Source organism: Limnohabitans sp. MMS-10A-192 (assembly GCF_003063335.1).
In the GTDB taxonomy this organism is placed as follows: Bacteria; Pseudomonadota; Gammaproteobacteria; order Burkholderiales; family Burkholderiaceae_C; genus Limnohabitans_A.
The window spans coordinates 299,651-315,097 of record NZ_NERX01000004.1 but is presented as its reverse complement, the minus strand read 5'-3'; the positions used below and the strand labels follow the sequence as shown (position 1 = coordinate 315,097).

The 15,447-nt window shown below is 62.7% G+C and carries 15 protein-coding genes and 1 pseudogene; 10 read left to right on the top strand and 6 right to left on the bottom strand.

What is annotated here, in order from left to right; genetic code table 11:
- Complete coding sequence (locus B9Z43_RS10770; RefSeq protein WP_108325288.1) at window positions 1–807, bottom strand: shikimate dehydrogenase; 807 nt, start codon at window positions 805–807, stop codon at window positions 1–3.
- A 105-nt stretch (window positions 808–912) separates the two neighbouring features.
- Between B9Z43_RS10770 and B9Z43_RS10765 the strand changes: the two genes are divergently transcribed.
- The 7 genes and pseudogenes from B9Z43_RS10765 (at window position 913) to B9Z43_RS10740 (ending at window position 9,519) form a co-directional block, all read left to right on the top strand.
- Complete coding sequence (locus B9Z43_RS10765; RefSeq protein WP_108325606.1) at window positions 913–1,974, top strand: Gfo/Idh/MocA family protein; 1,062 nt, start codon at window positions 913–915, stop codon at window positions 1,972–1,974.
- Window positions 1,971–2,804, top strand: coding sequence for an IclR family transcriptional regulator (locus B9Z43_RS10760; RefSeq protein ID WP_108325286.1), 834 nt, complete (start codon window positions 1,971–1,973; stop codon window positions 2,802–2,804). The genes B9Z43_RS10765 and B9Z43_RS10760 overlap by 4 nt, the downstream gene beginning before the upstream one ends.
- 1 nt (window position 2,805) lies before the next feature.
- Window positions 2,806–4,581 (top strand): annotated as a pseudogene (locus B9Z43_RS10755) (FAD-dependent oxidoreductase); the annotation flags it as partial.
- Window positions 4,582–4,590: 9 nt separating this feature from the next.
- Window positions 4,591–5,346, top strand: coding sequence for an NIPSNAP family protein (locus B9Z43_RS17545; protein WP_369910214.1), 756 nt, complete (start codon window positions 4,591–4,593; stop codon window positions 5,344–5,346).
- 6 nt (window positions 5,347–5,352) lie between these two features.
- A complete protein-coding gene (locus B9Z43_RS10750; RefSeq protein ID WP_108325282.1) occupies window positions 5,353–6,162 on the top strand; it encodes a sugar phosphate isomerase/epimerase in 810 nt (269 codons plus the stop codon).
- Window positions 6,163–6,429: 267 nt separating this feature from the next.
- Window positions 6,430–7,590 (top strand): acyl-CoA dehydrogenase family protein, encoded by a 1,161-nt coding sequence (locus tag B9Z43_RS10745; RefSeq protein ID WP_108325603.1) that lies wholly within the window; start codon window positions 6,430–6,432, stop codon window positions 7,588–7,590.
- 354 nt (window positions 7,591–7,944) lie between these two features.
- A complete protein-coding gene (locus B9Z43_RS10740) occupies window positions 7,945–9,519 on the top strand; it encodes an acyl CoA:acetate/3-ketoacid CoA transferase (protein ID WP_108325280.1) in 1,575 nt (524 codons plus the stop codon).
- Window positions 9,520–9,537: 18 nt separating this feature from the next.
- On the opposite strand, the gene B9Z43_RS10735 is transcribed toward B9Z43_RS10740, so the two are convergent.
- Window positions 9,538–9,759, bottom strand: a complete 222-nt coding sequence (locus B9Z43_RS10735; protein ID WP_108325277.1) for an ATP-binding protein — start codon at window positions 9,757–9,759, stop codon at window positions 9,538–9,540.
- Between the two features lie 7 nt (window positions 9,760–9,766).
- Complete coding sequence (locus B9Z43_RS10730; RefSeq protein ID WP_108325275.1) at window positions 9,767–10,519, bottom strand: TOBE domain-containing protein; 753 nt, start codon at window positions 10,517–10,519, stop codon at window positions 9,767–9,769.
- A gap of 98 nt (window positions 10,520–10,617) precedes the next feature.
- Between B9Z43_RS10730 and modA the strand changes: the two genes are divergently transcribed.
- From modA to modC, 3 genes are read left to right on the top strand one after another with little or no spacing between them, the layout of a single operon-like run.
- Window positions 10,618–11,361, top strand: a complete 744-nt coding sequence (gene modA, locus B9Z43_RS10725) for a molybdate ABC transporter substrate-binding protein (protein WP_108325273.1) — start codon at window positions 10,618–10,620, stop codon at window positions 11,359–11,361.
- 14 nt (window positions 11,362–11,375) lie between these two features.
- Window positions 11,376–12,053: a molybdate ABC transporter permease subunit gene (gene modB / locus B9Z43_RS10720; protein ID WP_108325271.1), complete on the top strand. Its 678-nt coding sequence runs from the start codon at window positions 11,376–11,378 to the stop codon at window positions 12,051–12,053.
- Window positions 12,050–13,129, top strand: a complete 1,080-nt coding sequence (gene modC, locus B9Z43_RS10715) for a molybdenum ABC transporter ATP-binding protein (RefSeq protein ID WP_108325269.1) — start codon at window positions 12,050–12,052, stop codon at window positions 13,127–13,129. The genes modB and modC overlap by 4 nt, the downstream gene beginning before the upstream one ends.
- Before the next feature lie 9 nt (window positions 13,130–13,138).
- On the opposite strand, the gene B9Z43_RS10710 is transcribed toward modC, so the two are convergent.
- Genes B9Z43_RS10710 through B9Z43_RS10700 form a run of 3 tightly spaced genes read right to left on the bottom strand, consistent with a single transcriptional unit; the run spans window position 13,139 to window position 15,409 of the window.
- Window positions 13,139–13,588: a thioesterase family protein gene (locus B9Z43_RS10710; RefSeq protein ID WP_108325267.1), complete on the bottom strand. Its 450-nt coding sequence runs from the start codon at window positions 13,586–13,588 to the stop codon at window positions 13,139–13,141.
- A 51-nt stretch (window positions 13,589–13,639) separates the two neighbouring features.
- Window positions 13,640–14,521 (bottom strand): sugar phosphate isomerase/epimerase, encoded by an 882-nt coding sequence (locus tag B9Z43_RS10705; RefSeq protein WP_108325265.1) that lies wholly within the window; start codon window positions 14,519–14,521, stop codon window positions 13,640–13,642.
- Between the two features lie 12 nt (window positions 14,522–14,533).
- Complete coding sequence (locus B9Z43_RS10700) at window positions 14,534–15,409, bottom strand: 4-hydroxyphenylpyruvate dioxygenase (protein ID WP_108325263.1); 876 nt, start codon at window positions 15,407–15,409, stop codon at window positions 14,534–14,536.
- Window positions 15,410–15,447: the final 38 nt, after the last annotated feature.

Below are 15,447 nucleotides of genomic sequence, written 5' to 3'. Positions count from 1 at the left end.
TCATTTCCCCATCAAAAATTCGACCATCAGGTCTTTCACTTGGGCGAACATCTCTGTCCCCGTCAGGGTCTTGCAACCCAGCGCACGGGCTGTGGCAATCATCGGTGGCACAGCCGGCGCGGTGATCACACAGCCCACAAACATGTCGGGCGTGAAGCGGCTCGAATCGATGGGATGCGGATCGCCTTCTTTCATGCCCATGGGCGTGGCGTTGATGGCGATGTCAAAGCCCGTGGGGTCACTGCTGCCAGCGACCACACTGCACTGGCCCAGCGAGGTCAAGCGCTGCATCAAGGCATCGCGCCGTGCCGTGTCTTCATCATGTATGGCCAGTTCCCGCAGGCCGCTTGTGGCCAGCGCATACGCAATGGCCGAGCCCGCTCCGCCTGCGCCCACCAGCAAGGCTTTTTGGCCCGCCAGCTTGAGGCCTTTCAAAGCCAAAGCCTGCACATAGGCTTGGCCATCAAACATGTCGCCATGCCAAGAGCCATCCGCATTGCGGCGCAAGGTGTTGATGGATTTCAAAAATGCGCCGCGCTCCGAGGTGGTGGCGCACAAGTCAAAGTAAGCGAATTTGTGCGGCACCGTGACGATGATGCCGTCCACGTTTTGGCACAGCGACACGCCCGCCGTCCAGGCGGCCAAATCGGCCGGGGCCACATGGGCCGGGATGCACAAGGCGTTCAGCCCCGCATCCTGAAAAGACTGGCTCACGCCCGAAGGCGATTTGACTTGGGCAATTGGGTCACCCACGATGAAATGGATGCGCGAAGCACCGTCCAGAGTCAAAGGCTTGTTCGTGTTCATGGCCGCGATGATACATAAAAACGGAATTAGATTCCATTTTTGAATTTATTTCCGAAAATCAATATACTTGCGCCATTGAAACCCCTTGTCACCCTGCAAAGCCCCATGCAAAAGTTCCCTCTGGCCGTGATTGGCGCTGGCGTGATTGGCCGGACGCACATCGAGCGCATCCTGAAAACACACGAGTTCGCGCTGGTGGGCGTGGCCGAGCCGGGCGAGGCCAGTCGCCAGTGGTGCGCCGAGCGGAACGTCCCTGTTTTTGACAAGCACCAGGCCCTGCTAGAGGCCACCCGCCCCCAAGGCGTGGTGATCGCCACCCCCAACGCCACGCACGTGGATGTGGCCGCCGACTGCATGGCTCGCGGCATGGCGGTGCTGATCGAAAAGCCGGTGACCGACACGCTGGCCGCTGCCGAGCGCCTGATCCAGATCGAACAAGACACCGGCGTGCCGGTGCTGGTGGGCCACCACCGCCGCCACAACCCAATCTTGCAAAGGGCCCGCCAAATCGTGGCGGACGGTCGCTTGGGCCAGGTGCTCAGCGCCAACGTGATGGCCAACTTTTACAAACCCGCGGCTTACTTTGACGTGGCCTGGCGCCGCCAAGCCGGTGGCGGGCCGGTGCTGATCAACCTGATCCACGACATCGACATGCTGGTGTTTTTGCTGGGTGATGTGCGCGCGGTGCAGGGCAGCCTGTCCAGCGCCGTGCGGGGTTTTGAAGTGGAAGACACCGGCTCGGCCCTGCTGGAATTTGCGGGCGGCACGCAAGCCGTGATGACGGTCTCGGACACCGCCGTCTCGCCCTGGTGCTGGGATTTTTGTGCAGGAGAGCAAAGCCAGTACCCGCGCCAGAACGTGCAGTCGCACTTTTTGTCGGGCACGCAAGGCTCGCTGTCGCTGCCCGATCTGGCGCTGTGGCGCTACGAAGGCGAGCGCCACTGGCACCACGAAATGGTGCGCGAGCAAAGCCGGGTACACGAGATCGACGTGTACGTGCAACAGCTGCGCCACTTCCGCGCTGTGGCCGAGCGGCGCGAACAGCCGATTTGCTCGGCACTGGACGGCTGGCGCACCTTGCAAGCCACTTTGGCCTTGCTGCAAGCGGCCCGCAACGGCCAACGTCAAACCTGCCCGACCTTCACGGCATCAAGGAAACACACATGAGCGGCGTTCTCGAAAGAACCCTGGGCATTCTCGAATTGCTCTCACAACACGGCGAAGGCCTGGAGCTGGCCGCCATTGCCGACCGGCTCGACATCCCCCGCAGCGGCACGCACCGCCTGCTGACCGATCTGGTGCGCCTGGGCTATGTGCGACAGACACGCGGCCACGGCGACTACCTGCTGACCACCAAGCTGGTGTCCATGGGCCTGAGTTATCTGAGCAACAGCGGCATCGTGGACATCGCGCAACCCCTGCTCAACCGCCTGGCAGAGGTTTCTGGCGAGCTGGTGCGCTTGTCGGTGGTCGACGGCGAACGCCTGACCTGGGTGGCCCGTGCCCAAGGCGCCCGCCAAGGACTGCGTTACGACCCTGACATGGGCAGCGATGCCCGCCTGTCCTGCTCCTCATCGGGCTGGGCCTTCTTGTCCACGCTCAGCGAAAACGATGCACTGGCCTTGGTGGCCAAACAAGGCTTGGGCTCACCCGAGCAATTTGGTCCTGCCGCTCCCACCAGCTTGCAAGCGGTGATGGACGCCGTGGCCCAGACCCGCGAGCGCGGCTACAGCCTGACCACCGACACCTACACCGCAGGTTTGTCGGCGATGTCCGCACCGGTGCGATTTGCCGGTCAGCCGGCGTTTGGCGTGCTGACCATCGCAGGCCCCACCGTGCGCTTCACGGCCGAAAAAATGGCCGAGCTCGCGCCCGAACTGCTCAGCATTGCGCAACAACTGGCGGCATCCAGCGGTGCCTCGCCTTTCTTCAGCCTCACGGCCGAGACCGGCGCGGCCACACCCACCGATGGGCGCAAGCCCATTTACGCGGAGTGACATGAACCGCCAGATGCAGGCTCCAAGCCCCAAGCCCCAACACTGCGACCTGCTGGTTGTCGGCTCTGGCGCAGGCGCGCTGTCGGCCGCCGTGACCGCGGCCCACCTGGGCCTCAAAGTCATCGTGGTCGAGAAAGACGCACAGTACGGCGGCACCACCGCCTGGTCGGGCGGCTGGATGTGGGTGCCGCGCAACCCGCTGGCCGTCGAAGCGGGTCTGCTGGAGCGCATTGAAAAACCGCTGTCGTACCTGCGCCGCGAATTGGGAGAAAAGTTCGACGAGTCCCGAGCGCTGGCCTTTCTGACGAACGCCCCGCGCATGGTCGAGTTTTTCAGAAAGAACACCGCGCTGCAGTTCATCGACGGCAATGCGATTCCCGACTTTCATGGCCACACCATCGATGCGGCCACCGGTGGCCGCTCGATTTGCGCGGCCCCGTTTGACGCCCGCCAGCTGGGCGAGCGCCTGCACGATCTCAAACCCCCGCTGCACGAGACCACACTCTGGGGCATGGGCATCGCCTCGGGCGCGGAGCTGCGGCATTTTTTGAACGCCCTGCACAAGCCAGCCTCCTTCTGGCACGTCGCCAAACTGCTGCTGCGCCATGGGCGCGACCTGTTGCTGCACCGCCGTGGCACGCGACTGGTCAATGGCAATGCCTTGATCGGCGGGCTGGCCAAGTCGGCGCTGGACCTGGGCGTGCAAATCCGCGTCAACAGCCCGGCTGTGCGGCTGCTGCAAAGCGAAGGGCGCGTCACGGGCGCCGTGGTGCAAACACCCCAGGGCGAAGTCAGCATCCACGCCCGCTGCGGCGTGGTGCTGGCCACAGGCGGCTTTCCGCACGACCCTGCACGCAAACAACAACTGCTGCCCCACGCACCGACTGGCCACGAGCACTGGTCGGCGGGCAACCGCAGCAACACCGGCGACGGCCTGCGCCTGGGCGAATCTGCTGGCGGCGTGGTGGCAGGCGACCTGGTGCAAGCCGCAGCGCTGGCCCCGGTGTCTTTGGTGCCTCGCGAGGATGGCAGCGTGGCGCACTTTCCGCACCTGATCGAACGCGCCAAGCCCGGCCTGATCGCCGTCACCGCGCAAGGCCAACGCTTTGCCAACGAGGCCAACTCGTACCACGACTTCATGCAGGACCTGCTGGCCGCGACACCCACCGGTCAGCCCCCCGAAGCCTGGTTGGTTTGCGATCACCACTTCATCCGCTACTACGGTCTGGGTGCGGTCAAGCCTGCGCCCATGCCACTCGGCCCCTGGCTGAAAAATGCTTACCTGAAACGCGGGCAGTCCCTGGCCGAACTGGCCCAAGCCTGCGGGATCGATGCGCAGGCGCTGCAAGCCACCGTGCAGCGCTACAACGCATTGGCCCAGGACGGCAAAGACCGTGACTTTGGCAAAGGCGAAACGCCCTACAACCGCATCCAGGGCGACGCCATCAACGCCACACGACGCGGCCTGCGCAACCCCTGCATGGGCCCCATCGAACGCGGTCCGTTTTATGCCGTCAAAGTCGTCATGGGCAGCTTGGGCACCTTCGCCGGTTTGCGCGTGAACGACCACGCGCAGGTCATCGACACACAAGGCCAGGCCATCCCGGGCCTGTATGCCGGTGGCAATGACCTGAGCAGCATGATGGGCGGCCACTACCCGGCCGGTGGCATCACACTCGGCCCGGCCATGACCTTTGGCTTCATCGCCGCACACCACGCGGCTGGCCACGACCTCGACAGCTCCCCACTGACTGCCAAGGACACCGCACCCCAAGCATCCACTGACATGTCACCCCCGGTGTCCAGCAACATGTCACCCCGGACTCGATCCGGGGTCCATGCCCGCCCCCCACTGGATGCCGGATCAAAGTCCGGCATGACAGCCCCTCTTCACACCCATCAGAAAGCCCACACCATGTACTACGAACTCGCCACCATGACCCTGCCCTTTGGCACCGCAGGCCAAGCCGCCACGAACGTGCAGGCCTTTGCCAGCGCCCCCGAAGCCCAAGGCGAATTGCTGGGCTGCTGGTTCACCGACATTGGCGTGCTCAACCAGATGATCGTGCTGCGCGGCTTTGCCACGCTCGACGCCTTGCAGGCCGAGCGCGAGCGCACCCAGCAAAGTGCCAGTCCGTTCGGTTGCGGTGAGATTGTCCAGACGCTGGAACAGCACAGCTACAAAGGCTTCCCCTGGATGAAGCCCGTGCGCCCCAGTGCCGAGTCCGGCATCACAGGCCCGGTCTACGAAATCCGCACTTACGGCATCAAAACCGGTGGCGTGCAGCCCACCATCGACCTGTGGGAACAGTACGTGCCCGCACGCGACAAACTCTCGCCTTGCGTGGTGGCCATGGTGGCGCTAGACGGCCCGCTGCGTTTCACCAACATCTGGGCCTACGACAGCCTGAACGCCCGCAGCCAGATCCGTGGCGAAGCGGTGGCCCAAGGCATCTGGCCGCCCAAAGGCGGCCCGGCGCACCTGACCACGAACATGGTCTCGACCATCGCCATGCCCACCGCTGTGTCGCCATTGAAATAAACCGCCATGTCTCGCATCTACTCCCTCGCCTACCTCGGCTCGCACCGCTGCTCGCCCGCCGAGGCGATCCGGGTTGCGGCGCAGACCGGCTACCAGTTTGTGGGCCTGCGCCTGTGGCCCAACGCCCCCGGCGCGCCGCAGCAACACCTGCTGGACCAGCCAGCGGCCCTGCGCGAAACCCTGGCCGCACAACGCGACACCGGCGTGGGCGTGTTCGATCTGGAGATCATCCGCATCAACGAGCAGTTTGACCCGCACACCTGGGACGCACTGTACGACGCGGGCGCGGCTCTGCAAGCCAAGGCCATTTTGGTGGCCGGAGATGACGCCAACGAAACCCGCCTGACCGAGAACTACGCCCGCCTGTGCGAAGTGATGAAGCCTTTTGGCATGACGGCCGATCTGGAGTTCATGCCCTGGACCGCCGTGAAAGACGCTGCTTCGGCGCTGCGCATCGTGCAGAACGCAGGCAACCCCAACAACGCCGGCATCCTGGTCGATGCGCTGCACTTTGGCCGCTCCACCACCACGCTCGACGACATCCGCGCCATCCCGCGCGAGCTGCTGCATTACGCGCAAATTTGCGATGCCCAAGCGGGTCTGAATTTCACGACCGAAGAAATGATCCACACCGCCCGCTGCGAACGCCTGCTGCCCGGCGACGGCACCATCGATGTGCAGGGCCTATTCAATGCCCTGCCCGCCGACTTGCCCGTGAGTGTGGAAGTGGTCAACTTTGGCCGCGAAGCGAACACCCCGGTGCAGGACTGGGCCGCCGAATGCCTGGCCAAGAGCCGCCCCTTTGTGGAAGCCTGAGCCATGTTCCGACGTTTTGAAAAACTCTCCCGCCTGCCTTTCTTCTTTGGGGCACGTTGGTTCAGCAGTGCTTGAACAGCACAGATCTGCGCTTCAAACGCGAAACTTCGCCACTTTCACCCCGAACTCCGCCGCTGTCACCCCGCGCCCTCAACTGTCACCCCGGACTTGATCCGGGGTCCATCGCTGATGACCTGAGCACCTGAATACATGAAAACCTGGATGCCGGATCAAGTCCGGCATGACAAAAAACCTCAAGGACCCACCATGGACTTTTCTATCAACGACGAACAAAAAATGATGATCGAAACGGTGCGCCGTTTCATCGCCGAAGAACTCAAGCCACTCGAAGACGAAGTCGAGGACAAAGGTTTTCTGGACAACGCCAAAGCCCAAGCGATCCACGACAAAGCCAAGGCCCTGGGCCTGTACGGCATGAACATGCCCGTCGAATTGGGCGGTGGCGGCCTGTCCACCATGGACCGCATCCTGTGCGAAGAACAGTTCGGCCACACGAGCGACATCCTGATCCGCCGGGCCTTTGGCAATGTCTACGAGCCCCTGCTGCACTGCAAGGGTGAGCAAATCGAGCGCTGGCTCAAACCCGCCGTGGCGGGCACACGCACCTGCGCCATCACCATCACCGAATCGGGCGCGGGCTCGGACGCGGCAGGCATCAAAACCAAGGCCAAGAAAAACGACAAGGGCTGGGTGCTCAACGGCACCAAACACTTCATCAGCGATGGCGAGTGGAGCGACTTCTTTTTGGTGTCGGCCAAAACCGGCGAAAAAGAAATCTCGATGTTCATGGTCGACAAAGGCCTGCCCGGTTTCACCGTGGGCAAGGACCAGAAGATGATGGGCCTGCGTGGCACGCCGCATCTGGAATTGTTTTTTGACAATGTACAACTCGAAGACGCCGCCTTGCTGGGCGAAGCGGGTCAGGGCTTCAAGCTGGCCATGGGTGCGCTCAATGTGGTGCGCTTGGCGCAGGTGGGCGCACGCGCCGTGGGCAAGGCCACGCATGTGTGCGAGCTGATGCTGAATTGGGCCAATGAGCGCCAGCAGTTCGGCACCAAGATCGGTGATTTCCAGATGGTGCAGCAGATGATCGCGGACAGCGTGATCGAGATCAACGCCGCCCGCTGGATGGTCTACCACGCCGCTTGGATGCTGGACCAAGGCATGGACGCACGCGAGCAAATCGCCATGGTCAAGGTGCACGCTGCAGAAACTTTGGGCCGCGTGGTGGACCGTGCGGTGCAGGTGTTTGGTGGCATGGGCTTTTGCAAGGAGCTGTCCATCGAGCGCTATTACCGCGATGCCCGCATTTACCGCATCTATGACGGCACGAGCGAGATCCATCGCGGCGTGATCGCCAAGAGTGCGATGAAAAAAGGCGCTGTGCTTTTTGATGTGAACCGCTGACCTTTCTGGTGGATCACGTTTGCTGCCACATCACGGGCCGGACAAAGGGGATGGGCGACCTCCTCATAACGGGGTACCGAAAAATCGTCGGCCGCCCATCCCCTTCATCCGGCTGCTGGTGTCCGCGTAGGTCGGAGCTTCAGCTCCGACATGGAAACCAGAATGAAGCTGAACGTCGGAGCTGAAGCTCCGACCTACAAAAGCTGTGCAACATCAAGACATGTACACAACCACCAGCCCATCGGGGATGGCGTGGGGGCCGTGGCCGATTTTTCTGGTACCCCAGCATGAGGCCGCGGCCCCCACGCCATGCCCGATGCAGCAAACCCAAAACACAATTGACGAGACACCAAAATGAAAACCAAATTCATGACCGCCGCCCAAGCGGCACAACTGATTCAAGACGGCGACACCGTGGGCCTCATGGGCGGCGGTGGCGGCCTGATGGAAGCGACCCATTTGTTTGAAGCGGTGCAAGAACGCTTCCTGAGCACGCAAACACCCAAGAACCTCACCGTCATGCACGCCCTGGGCATTGGCGACAAGAAAACCAAAGGCATGAGCTGCTTCGCGCACGAAGGCCTGGTCAAGCGTGTCATCGGTGGGCACTGGGTCTGGTCACCGGCCATGCAGCAACTGGCCCTGGCCAACAAGATCGAGGCCTACATCCTGCCTGGCGGTGTCTCAAGCCAGCTCATGCGCGAAATCGGCGCAGGCCGTCCTGGCCTCATCAGCCACGTGGGCCTGGGCACCGTGTGCGACCCGCGCCATGGCGGAGGCCGCATGAACGATGCGGCCCAAGACGATCTGGCCGAAGTCATCACCATCGATGGCAGCGAATACCTGCGCTACAAGCCCTTCCCGATCCATGTCGCCATCGTGCGCGCCAGCAGCGCCGATGAAGACGGCAACATCAGCTTCGAGCACGAAGCGGCCAACCTGGACGCCCAGTCGCTGGCCTTGGCGGCACGCAACAGCGGCGGCAAAGTCATCGTGCAAGTCAAGGAGCGCCTGCCCAAGGGCGCCCTCAAGGCCCGCGAAGTGCGCATCCCCTCGGCCTGGGTGGACGCCATCGTGGTCGACCCTGAGCAGTCCACCAGCTACGCCATCCCGTTTGATCCGGCTTTCAGTGGCGAGCTGACCGGCGCTGAACGCGCGGCCAGCGAAGCGCAAGACCACGCCCGCGAACTGGCAGCCTCGCAGGAGGCCTTCAGCGAACGCCAGGCCGTGGCGCGCCGTGCCTACCAGGAACTCTTCAACACCGGCAAGGCCCGCCCGGTGATCAACTACGGTGTGGGCGTGCCCGATGCCGTGGCCAAGCTGATCGCGGCGCGCAACGAACAGCACCGCATCTACCAAACCATCGAGCACGGCACCTACGGCGGCACGCTCATGGACGGCGTGCTGTTTGGCTACGCCCGCAACGCCACCGCCATGTTGGACGCGGCCACGCAGTTCGACTTTTATGGCGGCGGCGGTCTGGACATCGCCTTTTTGGGCTTTGGCGAATTCGACGAAGAAGGTTCGGTCAACGTGTCACGCCTGGGCGGCGTGACCGTGGGCCCTGGCGGCTTCATCGACATCGCCCAAAACGCCAAGAAAGTGGTGTTCTGCGGCACGCTGGCGGCCAAAGGCGTCAAGCTGGAAACAGGTGACGGTCAAATGCGGGTGACTGCGCAAGGGGCGGTGAAAAAGCTGGTCAAAAAAGTGGACCAAATCACCTTCTCCGGGCCGCAAGGCTTGGTGCGCAAACAAGAGGTGCTGTACCTGACCGAGCGCGCCAGTTTCAGGCTCACGCCCCACGGGATCGAGCTGTTCGAGATCGCCCCCGGCATCGACTTGCAGCGCGATGTGCTCGATCAGATGGACTTTGCACCACGGGTGGCCCAAGACCTCAAGGTGATGGACAACGCGCACTTCAAAGCCTGAAGTTCAAATCGCCCCCGATCAAGCCTGACGCCCGTCAGGCTTTTTCGTTTTGATCATGGTGATCACGCCGAAGGGGCAACGCCTTTCGCACTTGCTGCAACCTGTGCAGCCCGGCGCATCGTCCAGCACCGCGTGTTTGCGCCAGCCCCCGGTGTGCAAACTCAACACATGCGGCGGACAAGCCGCCACACACCAGCCGCAGCCGGTGCAGCGCGGGGTGTTGATGTGGGGCAGCAGCATGCGTCGCTCAATTCAAAGCCGCGATGACGATGCCCGCTTCATCGATCTGTGCGGAGGCGCTTTGCCCCACTTTGGGCGAAATAGCGGATGCAAAGCCCACCAACTGAACGCCAGCGGGCAAGCGCACAGACACTTCACCACCTTTGGCCGATCGTGTTGCCCGCGTGACCACACCGGTCAAAGTGTTCTTGCCATCGACATCACCTTCCGTCGAGTCGAGGTGAACGGCCGTGGCTTTGCACAAAGCCAGCACATCCAGCCCTTTGCGCAGGCCCAGCAACTGCACACTTTCTCGCGTGATGCGCGAATGGATCGCACTGCCATCGGCCAGCAGCAACTGCACCCTCACCTGCCCCATGTGCGGTTTGATGGCGCCCACGGTGCAGGGGAACTGGTTGCGCATGCTGGTGCGCAGGGCAAAGGCAGCACGGCCTGTGGCCAAGTCACCGCTGTCAATCAGTTGCAGCACCTGACGGCGAGCCTTGGCCATGGCCTCGGCAGCCAACAGCACCTTTTGCCCCGCATCGGTCAACAGCGCCCCGCCGCCACCGCTGCCGCCCACCACCTTCTCGACCAAGGGCGTGCCTGCCAGGTTGGCCAAGGTTTCCAGGGCTTGCCAGCCGGCCTTGTAGCTGACCCCTGCGCCGCGTGCGGCTTCAGAAATGGAGCCCACTTGGGCAATCCTGCGCAGGATGTCGATGCGCTTGTCGCTGGCTTCGTGGCCCAGGACGTCGGCCAGTGGCAGTCGTTTGGTGTTCATGGCGATGGTTCCTTGCTTGACCGCTATTCTGAATCAGAACAGCGCAACGCATCCGTGCTAAAGTTTCGCTATTCCATAAAAGAATATCGACATTCTCCATGAAAAGCTTGCTGATCGCCCTGTCTGCCTGCATGCTGGCCTTGCCAGGCCATGCCGACACCGTGTCCGTGGCGGTGGCCGCCAACTTCACGGTGCCCATGCACAAGATCACCGCTGCTTTCGAGCAAGAGACGGGGCACCGGGTCACTTTGGCTTTTGGCTCGACCGGACGGTTTTACGCCCAGATCAAAAACGGCGCACCTTTTGAGGTCTTGCTCGCGGCCGATGACGAAACGCCTGCCAAGCTTGAGCAAGAAGGTCTGAGCATCAAAGGCAGCCGGTTCACCTATGCGGTGGGGCAGCTCGTGCTCTGGAGCCCGCAAGCGGCCATGGTGGATGCGCAAGGCCAGGTGCTCAAGACCGGTCGCTTCAACAAAATCGCATTGGCCGATCCCAAGCTGGCCCCCTACGGCCTGGCGGCCCTTGAAACCATGACACGGCTGGGCGTGCTGGCGTCCCTGCGCCCCCAATGGGTCTTGGGTGAGAACATCGCGCAGACCTACCAATTCGTCTCGACGGGCAATGCACAACTGGGCTTTGTGGCCTTGTCGCAGGTCCTCACCGATGGCCGCATCGCCCAAGGCTCGGCCTGGGTCATCCCAGAAGAGCTGCACACGCCCATCCGGCAAGATGCGCTGCTGCTGCGCCAAGGCCAAGCCAAACCCGCCGCTTTGGCCTTGCTGCACTACCTGCAAAGCGAAAAAGCCCGCCACATCATCCGCGCCAGCGGCTACAAGGTTTAACCACCACCCTGCCCATGGACCACGAAACCCTGCAAGCCATCTGGCTGACCCTCCAACTGGCCATAGCGACCACCCTGGTGCTCTTGACCGTGGCCACACCGCTGGCCTGGTGGCTGTCGCAAACACAGTCGCCATGGCGTGCGCCTGTGGGCGCGCTGGTGACTTTGCCGCTGGTGCTGCCGCCTTCTGTGCTGGGTTTTTATCTGCTGGTGGTGATGGGGCCACAAGGCCCGCTGGGCCAATTGACGCAAGCGCTGGGCTGGGGCGTGCTGTCCTTCAGCTTCACGGGTTTGCTCATCGGCTCGGTGATTTTCTCGCTGCCCTTTGCGGTGCAGCCACTGCAACACGCCTTTGAAGCGCTGGGCCCTCGCCCCATGGAGGTGGCCGCCACCTTGCGGGCCAGCCCTCTCGATGCCTTCTTTTCGGTGGCCTTGCCACAAGCACGTTCCGGCCTGATCACTGCGGCCATCCTGAGCTTTGCCCACACCGTGGGCGAGTTCGGCGTGGTGCTCATGATCGGCGGCAACATCCCCGGTCAGACACGGGTGGTCTCCACCCAAATTTATGGCCACGTCGAGGCCATGGAGTACACACAAGCCCATTGGCTGGCGGGCGGCATGGTCGTGTTCTCCTTTGCCGTGCTGATGGGACTGGCCTTGCTGAAAAACCGCCACAGCCGGGTGTGGCCATGAGCGAGCTGGTCATTCAACTGAATCTGCCGCGTGCCGACTTCGCACTGCAAGTGGATCTGCGCTTGCCCCAGCACGGCATCACCGTGTTGTTTGGTGCATCGGGCTCGGGCAAAACCAGCGTGCTGCGTTGTGTGGCCGGGCTCGAAAAAGCCCGCAATGCGCGCATCGCGATCGGCAACGAAGTCTGGCAAGACGACGCCAAGGGGCTCTTCGTGCCCACGCACCAACGCGCCATGGGCTATGTGTTCCAGGAGGCCAGTTTGTTCGCGCACTTGGACGTCATGGGCAACCTGCGCTACGCCTTGAAACGCTCACGCAGTGCGCAGTCCGGCAAAAGCCTGGAGACAGCCATTGAACTGCTGGGCATTGCACACCTGCTGCAGCGACAGCCTGCGCAATTGTCGGGCGGCGAACGGCAACGCGTGGCCATCGCCCGCGCCCTGGCCACAGACCCCCGCGTGCTCTTGCTGGATGAGCCCATGGCCGCGCTCGATCAGGCACGCAAGCAAGACATCCTGCCGTGGCTGGAGCGCTTGCGCGATGAATTGCACGTTCCGATGGTCTACGTGACCCACTCGTCCGATGAATTGGCCCGCCTCGCCGATCACTTGGTTGTGCTCGAGCGTGGCAAGGTGCAAGCTGCAGGGCCAGCCCAAGCGGTGATGACCGCGATCGAACCTGCGGTTGTGGTGGGCCAAGATGCCGGGGCCTTGCTGCAAGGCCTGGTCATGGCGATCGATGCCCCATGGCATCTGGCCCAAGTCTCATTCCCCGGAGGCGCTCTGTGGGTGCGCGACAGCGGCTTGAAGGTCGGGCAGGCCGTGCGCTTGCGCGTGCTGGCACAAGACGTGAGCCTGACCACCGAAGAGCCACGCCACACCAGCATCCAGAACCACCTGCCTTGCGTGGTGGATGCCATTGCGGCGGATGCACACGCCTCTCAGTGTTTGATCCGGGTGCGTTGTGGCGGGTCATTCTTGCTGGCCCGCATCACTCGGCGGGCGCTGGCAGCACTGAACCTGAACGTGGCTTCAGTGGCCTGGGTGCAAGTCAAATCGGTGGCGATTGTTCAATGAAACTGGGCATCAAGCGCCTGCGTTTTTTTGTGCCAAAGCTGTCACCGCTTGCATGAAAGCTGGCGGCACAACCGCCACCTTGCGGCTGTCTCGCTCGATGAACACGATGCCGATTTTGCCGCGTGCCACCTCGCGGGCCGTGTCCAGACACTCCATGCGGTAGACCAAATCAAAGCCATATTTGTTGTAGTCCTGCGGCACCATGCTCACGCGCATGGTTTCACCGTGAAAGCCTTCGGACTTGTATTGCGCCACCATGTCGCCCACCACGATGGGGCGCCCGGCCACATTGCCTTCGGTGTAACCCAGCGATTTGAAAAAACGCACACGCGCCTCGGACACCAAAGTCAGCAGCTGCGCATTGTCGAGGTGCCCGCCCTGGTTGACGTGGCTGATGTAAATCTGGATGTCGGTGGCAAAAACGAACTGATCGGGAAGGTCAAATTGGATGCGGGGCATGTTGGATGGTCAAAGCAAAACAGCCCCTATTTTCGCTGGTCCAGCGCCACGTCAGCCGTGCTGGCGGGCCCACTCGGGCAGCGGCGCGGACTTGTGCAGCACATCCTGGTGCAGCCACGTTGCGCTCTTGCGGGCACGCTCGGCCACCGTCTCCAGCGGCAGCTGCTGGTAGTCGTCGTTGAACACTTCAAAGCTGTAATCGCCCCGGTAACCGATGCGGTCCAGGCGCAGCACCAGATCGGCCAGTTGCTCGCTGTGCACGCCCTCGCCCGGAAACACACGGAAGGTGCGGGCCGTGGTCATGCGCTCTTCAAAGGTGGGGGTTTCCTGCCACATGAAGTCGGACAGCTGCACCAGGAAGATTTTGGACGGGTCCAGCTCTTCGATGGCGTCCAATGAGGTCTTGGCCGCGAAGATGTGGAAGGAGTCCAGGCCAATGCCGAGGTTGGGGCAATCGGCGCGGCAGACCACGTCCCAGCTGGTGGGAAATTCGTTGACCGTGCGGCCCCAGGACAGCGCTTCGTAAGCGATCTTGATGCCCATGGGCACGGCCAGCATGGCCAGCTTTTTCAGGTCGGCGGCAATTTGATCGAGGTCTTGCGTGGCGTGGCGCGAGGTGGACGAGCAGGCCAGCAACACCTTGCTGCCGGTGGCTGCGCACATCTCCAGCATCGATTTGGCGATGTCGAGTTTGTAGCTGTGCAGATGGCCCGACAGGCCTTCAAAATCGCGCAGCACCTGAAAGCCCGTGGGCCGCATGCCACTTTGGCGCACGGCCTCCACGGCCGCTTTGACACCCCCCGGGTGCGTGACCAAATCGCGGGCCATCAACATCACCTGAGAAAAGCCAGCACCCTTCATGGCGGCGAGCTTGGCCTCCAGCGTGCCTGCCATGGTGATGGTGTCCATCCCGTAGCCGTCGAGCAAGTTCATCACGGCTTCCTTTTATTGATGGACAAGCTCGAAAGCCACCGAACCCAGCGCAGCGCGGGTGAGCGCACCACGGTCTTCGGGGTGCAGCTGGGTGGACTCGACAAACTCCACACCACGGGCCTTGAGTGCCGCCACGGCCTCGGCCACATGGGGCACGCCAAAGCCGATGCGTTGCAGGCACTCGGGGCTGTCGTCGGCATCCATCCAAAGCTCGGGTTCGATCAGCTGCCACAAAAAGGTGCCGCACGGGCTCTTCATCAGCTTGCCCTTGGGCAAGATGCCAAAGCGCTCTTCATCGGGAATGCTGCTGAAGTCGAACATGTGTTCGTAATAGGTCTGCCAATCGGCGCTGCGCCCAGCACCGATGTACTGCACCACACCGAAATAACTCATGCCCGCCAGCGCAGGCGGGTTGGGGTCCACCGTGGGGATGGGCTTGAAGTCGATGTCGTAGATCGAAAACTCCTGCCAGCGGTCCACAAAGTAAAAGCGGCTGCCGCCCGGGCCGTGGATGGCGGGGATGTGCAGCTCCATCGCCTGCGCGTGGCTGCCCACGCTCCAGGCGCCCAGCTCGATGCAGCGGTTGTGGGCTTTGAGGGCATCCTGCACACGGAAAGCCACCGCAGAAATCACAGGCTGGCCATCCACCGTGCCGCTCACGCGGGCGTCGTCGGGGCTGGCGTTCACCACCAAGTTCATCGCGCCCTGGCGGTACAAAGTCACTTCCCGCGAGCGGTGGCGCGCCACGGGCCGAAAGCCCATGTTCTCCAGCACCTGGCCCAGCGCCTGTGGGCGGCTGGTGGCGTACTCGATGAATTCAATGCCCGCGATGCCCAAACGGTTGGGCATGTCGGGGACGGCTTCGCGATCGACTTTGTTCAAGGTCATCTGTGCACTCCGTGATGGGAATTCTTTGGGCTTCACTC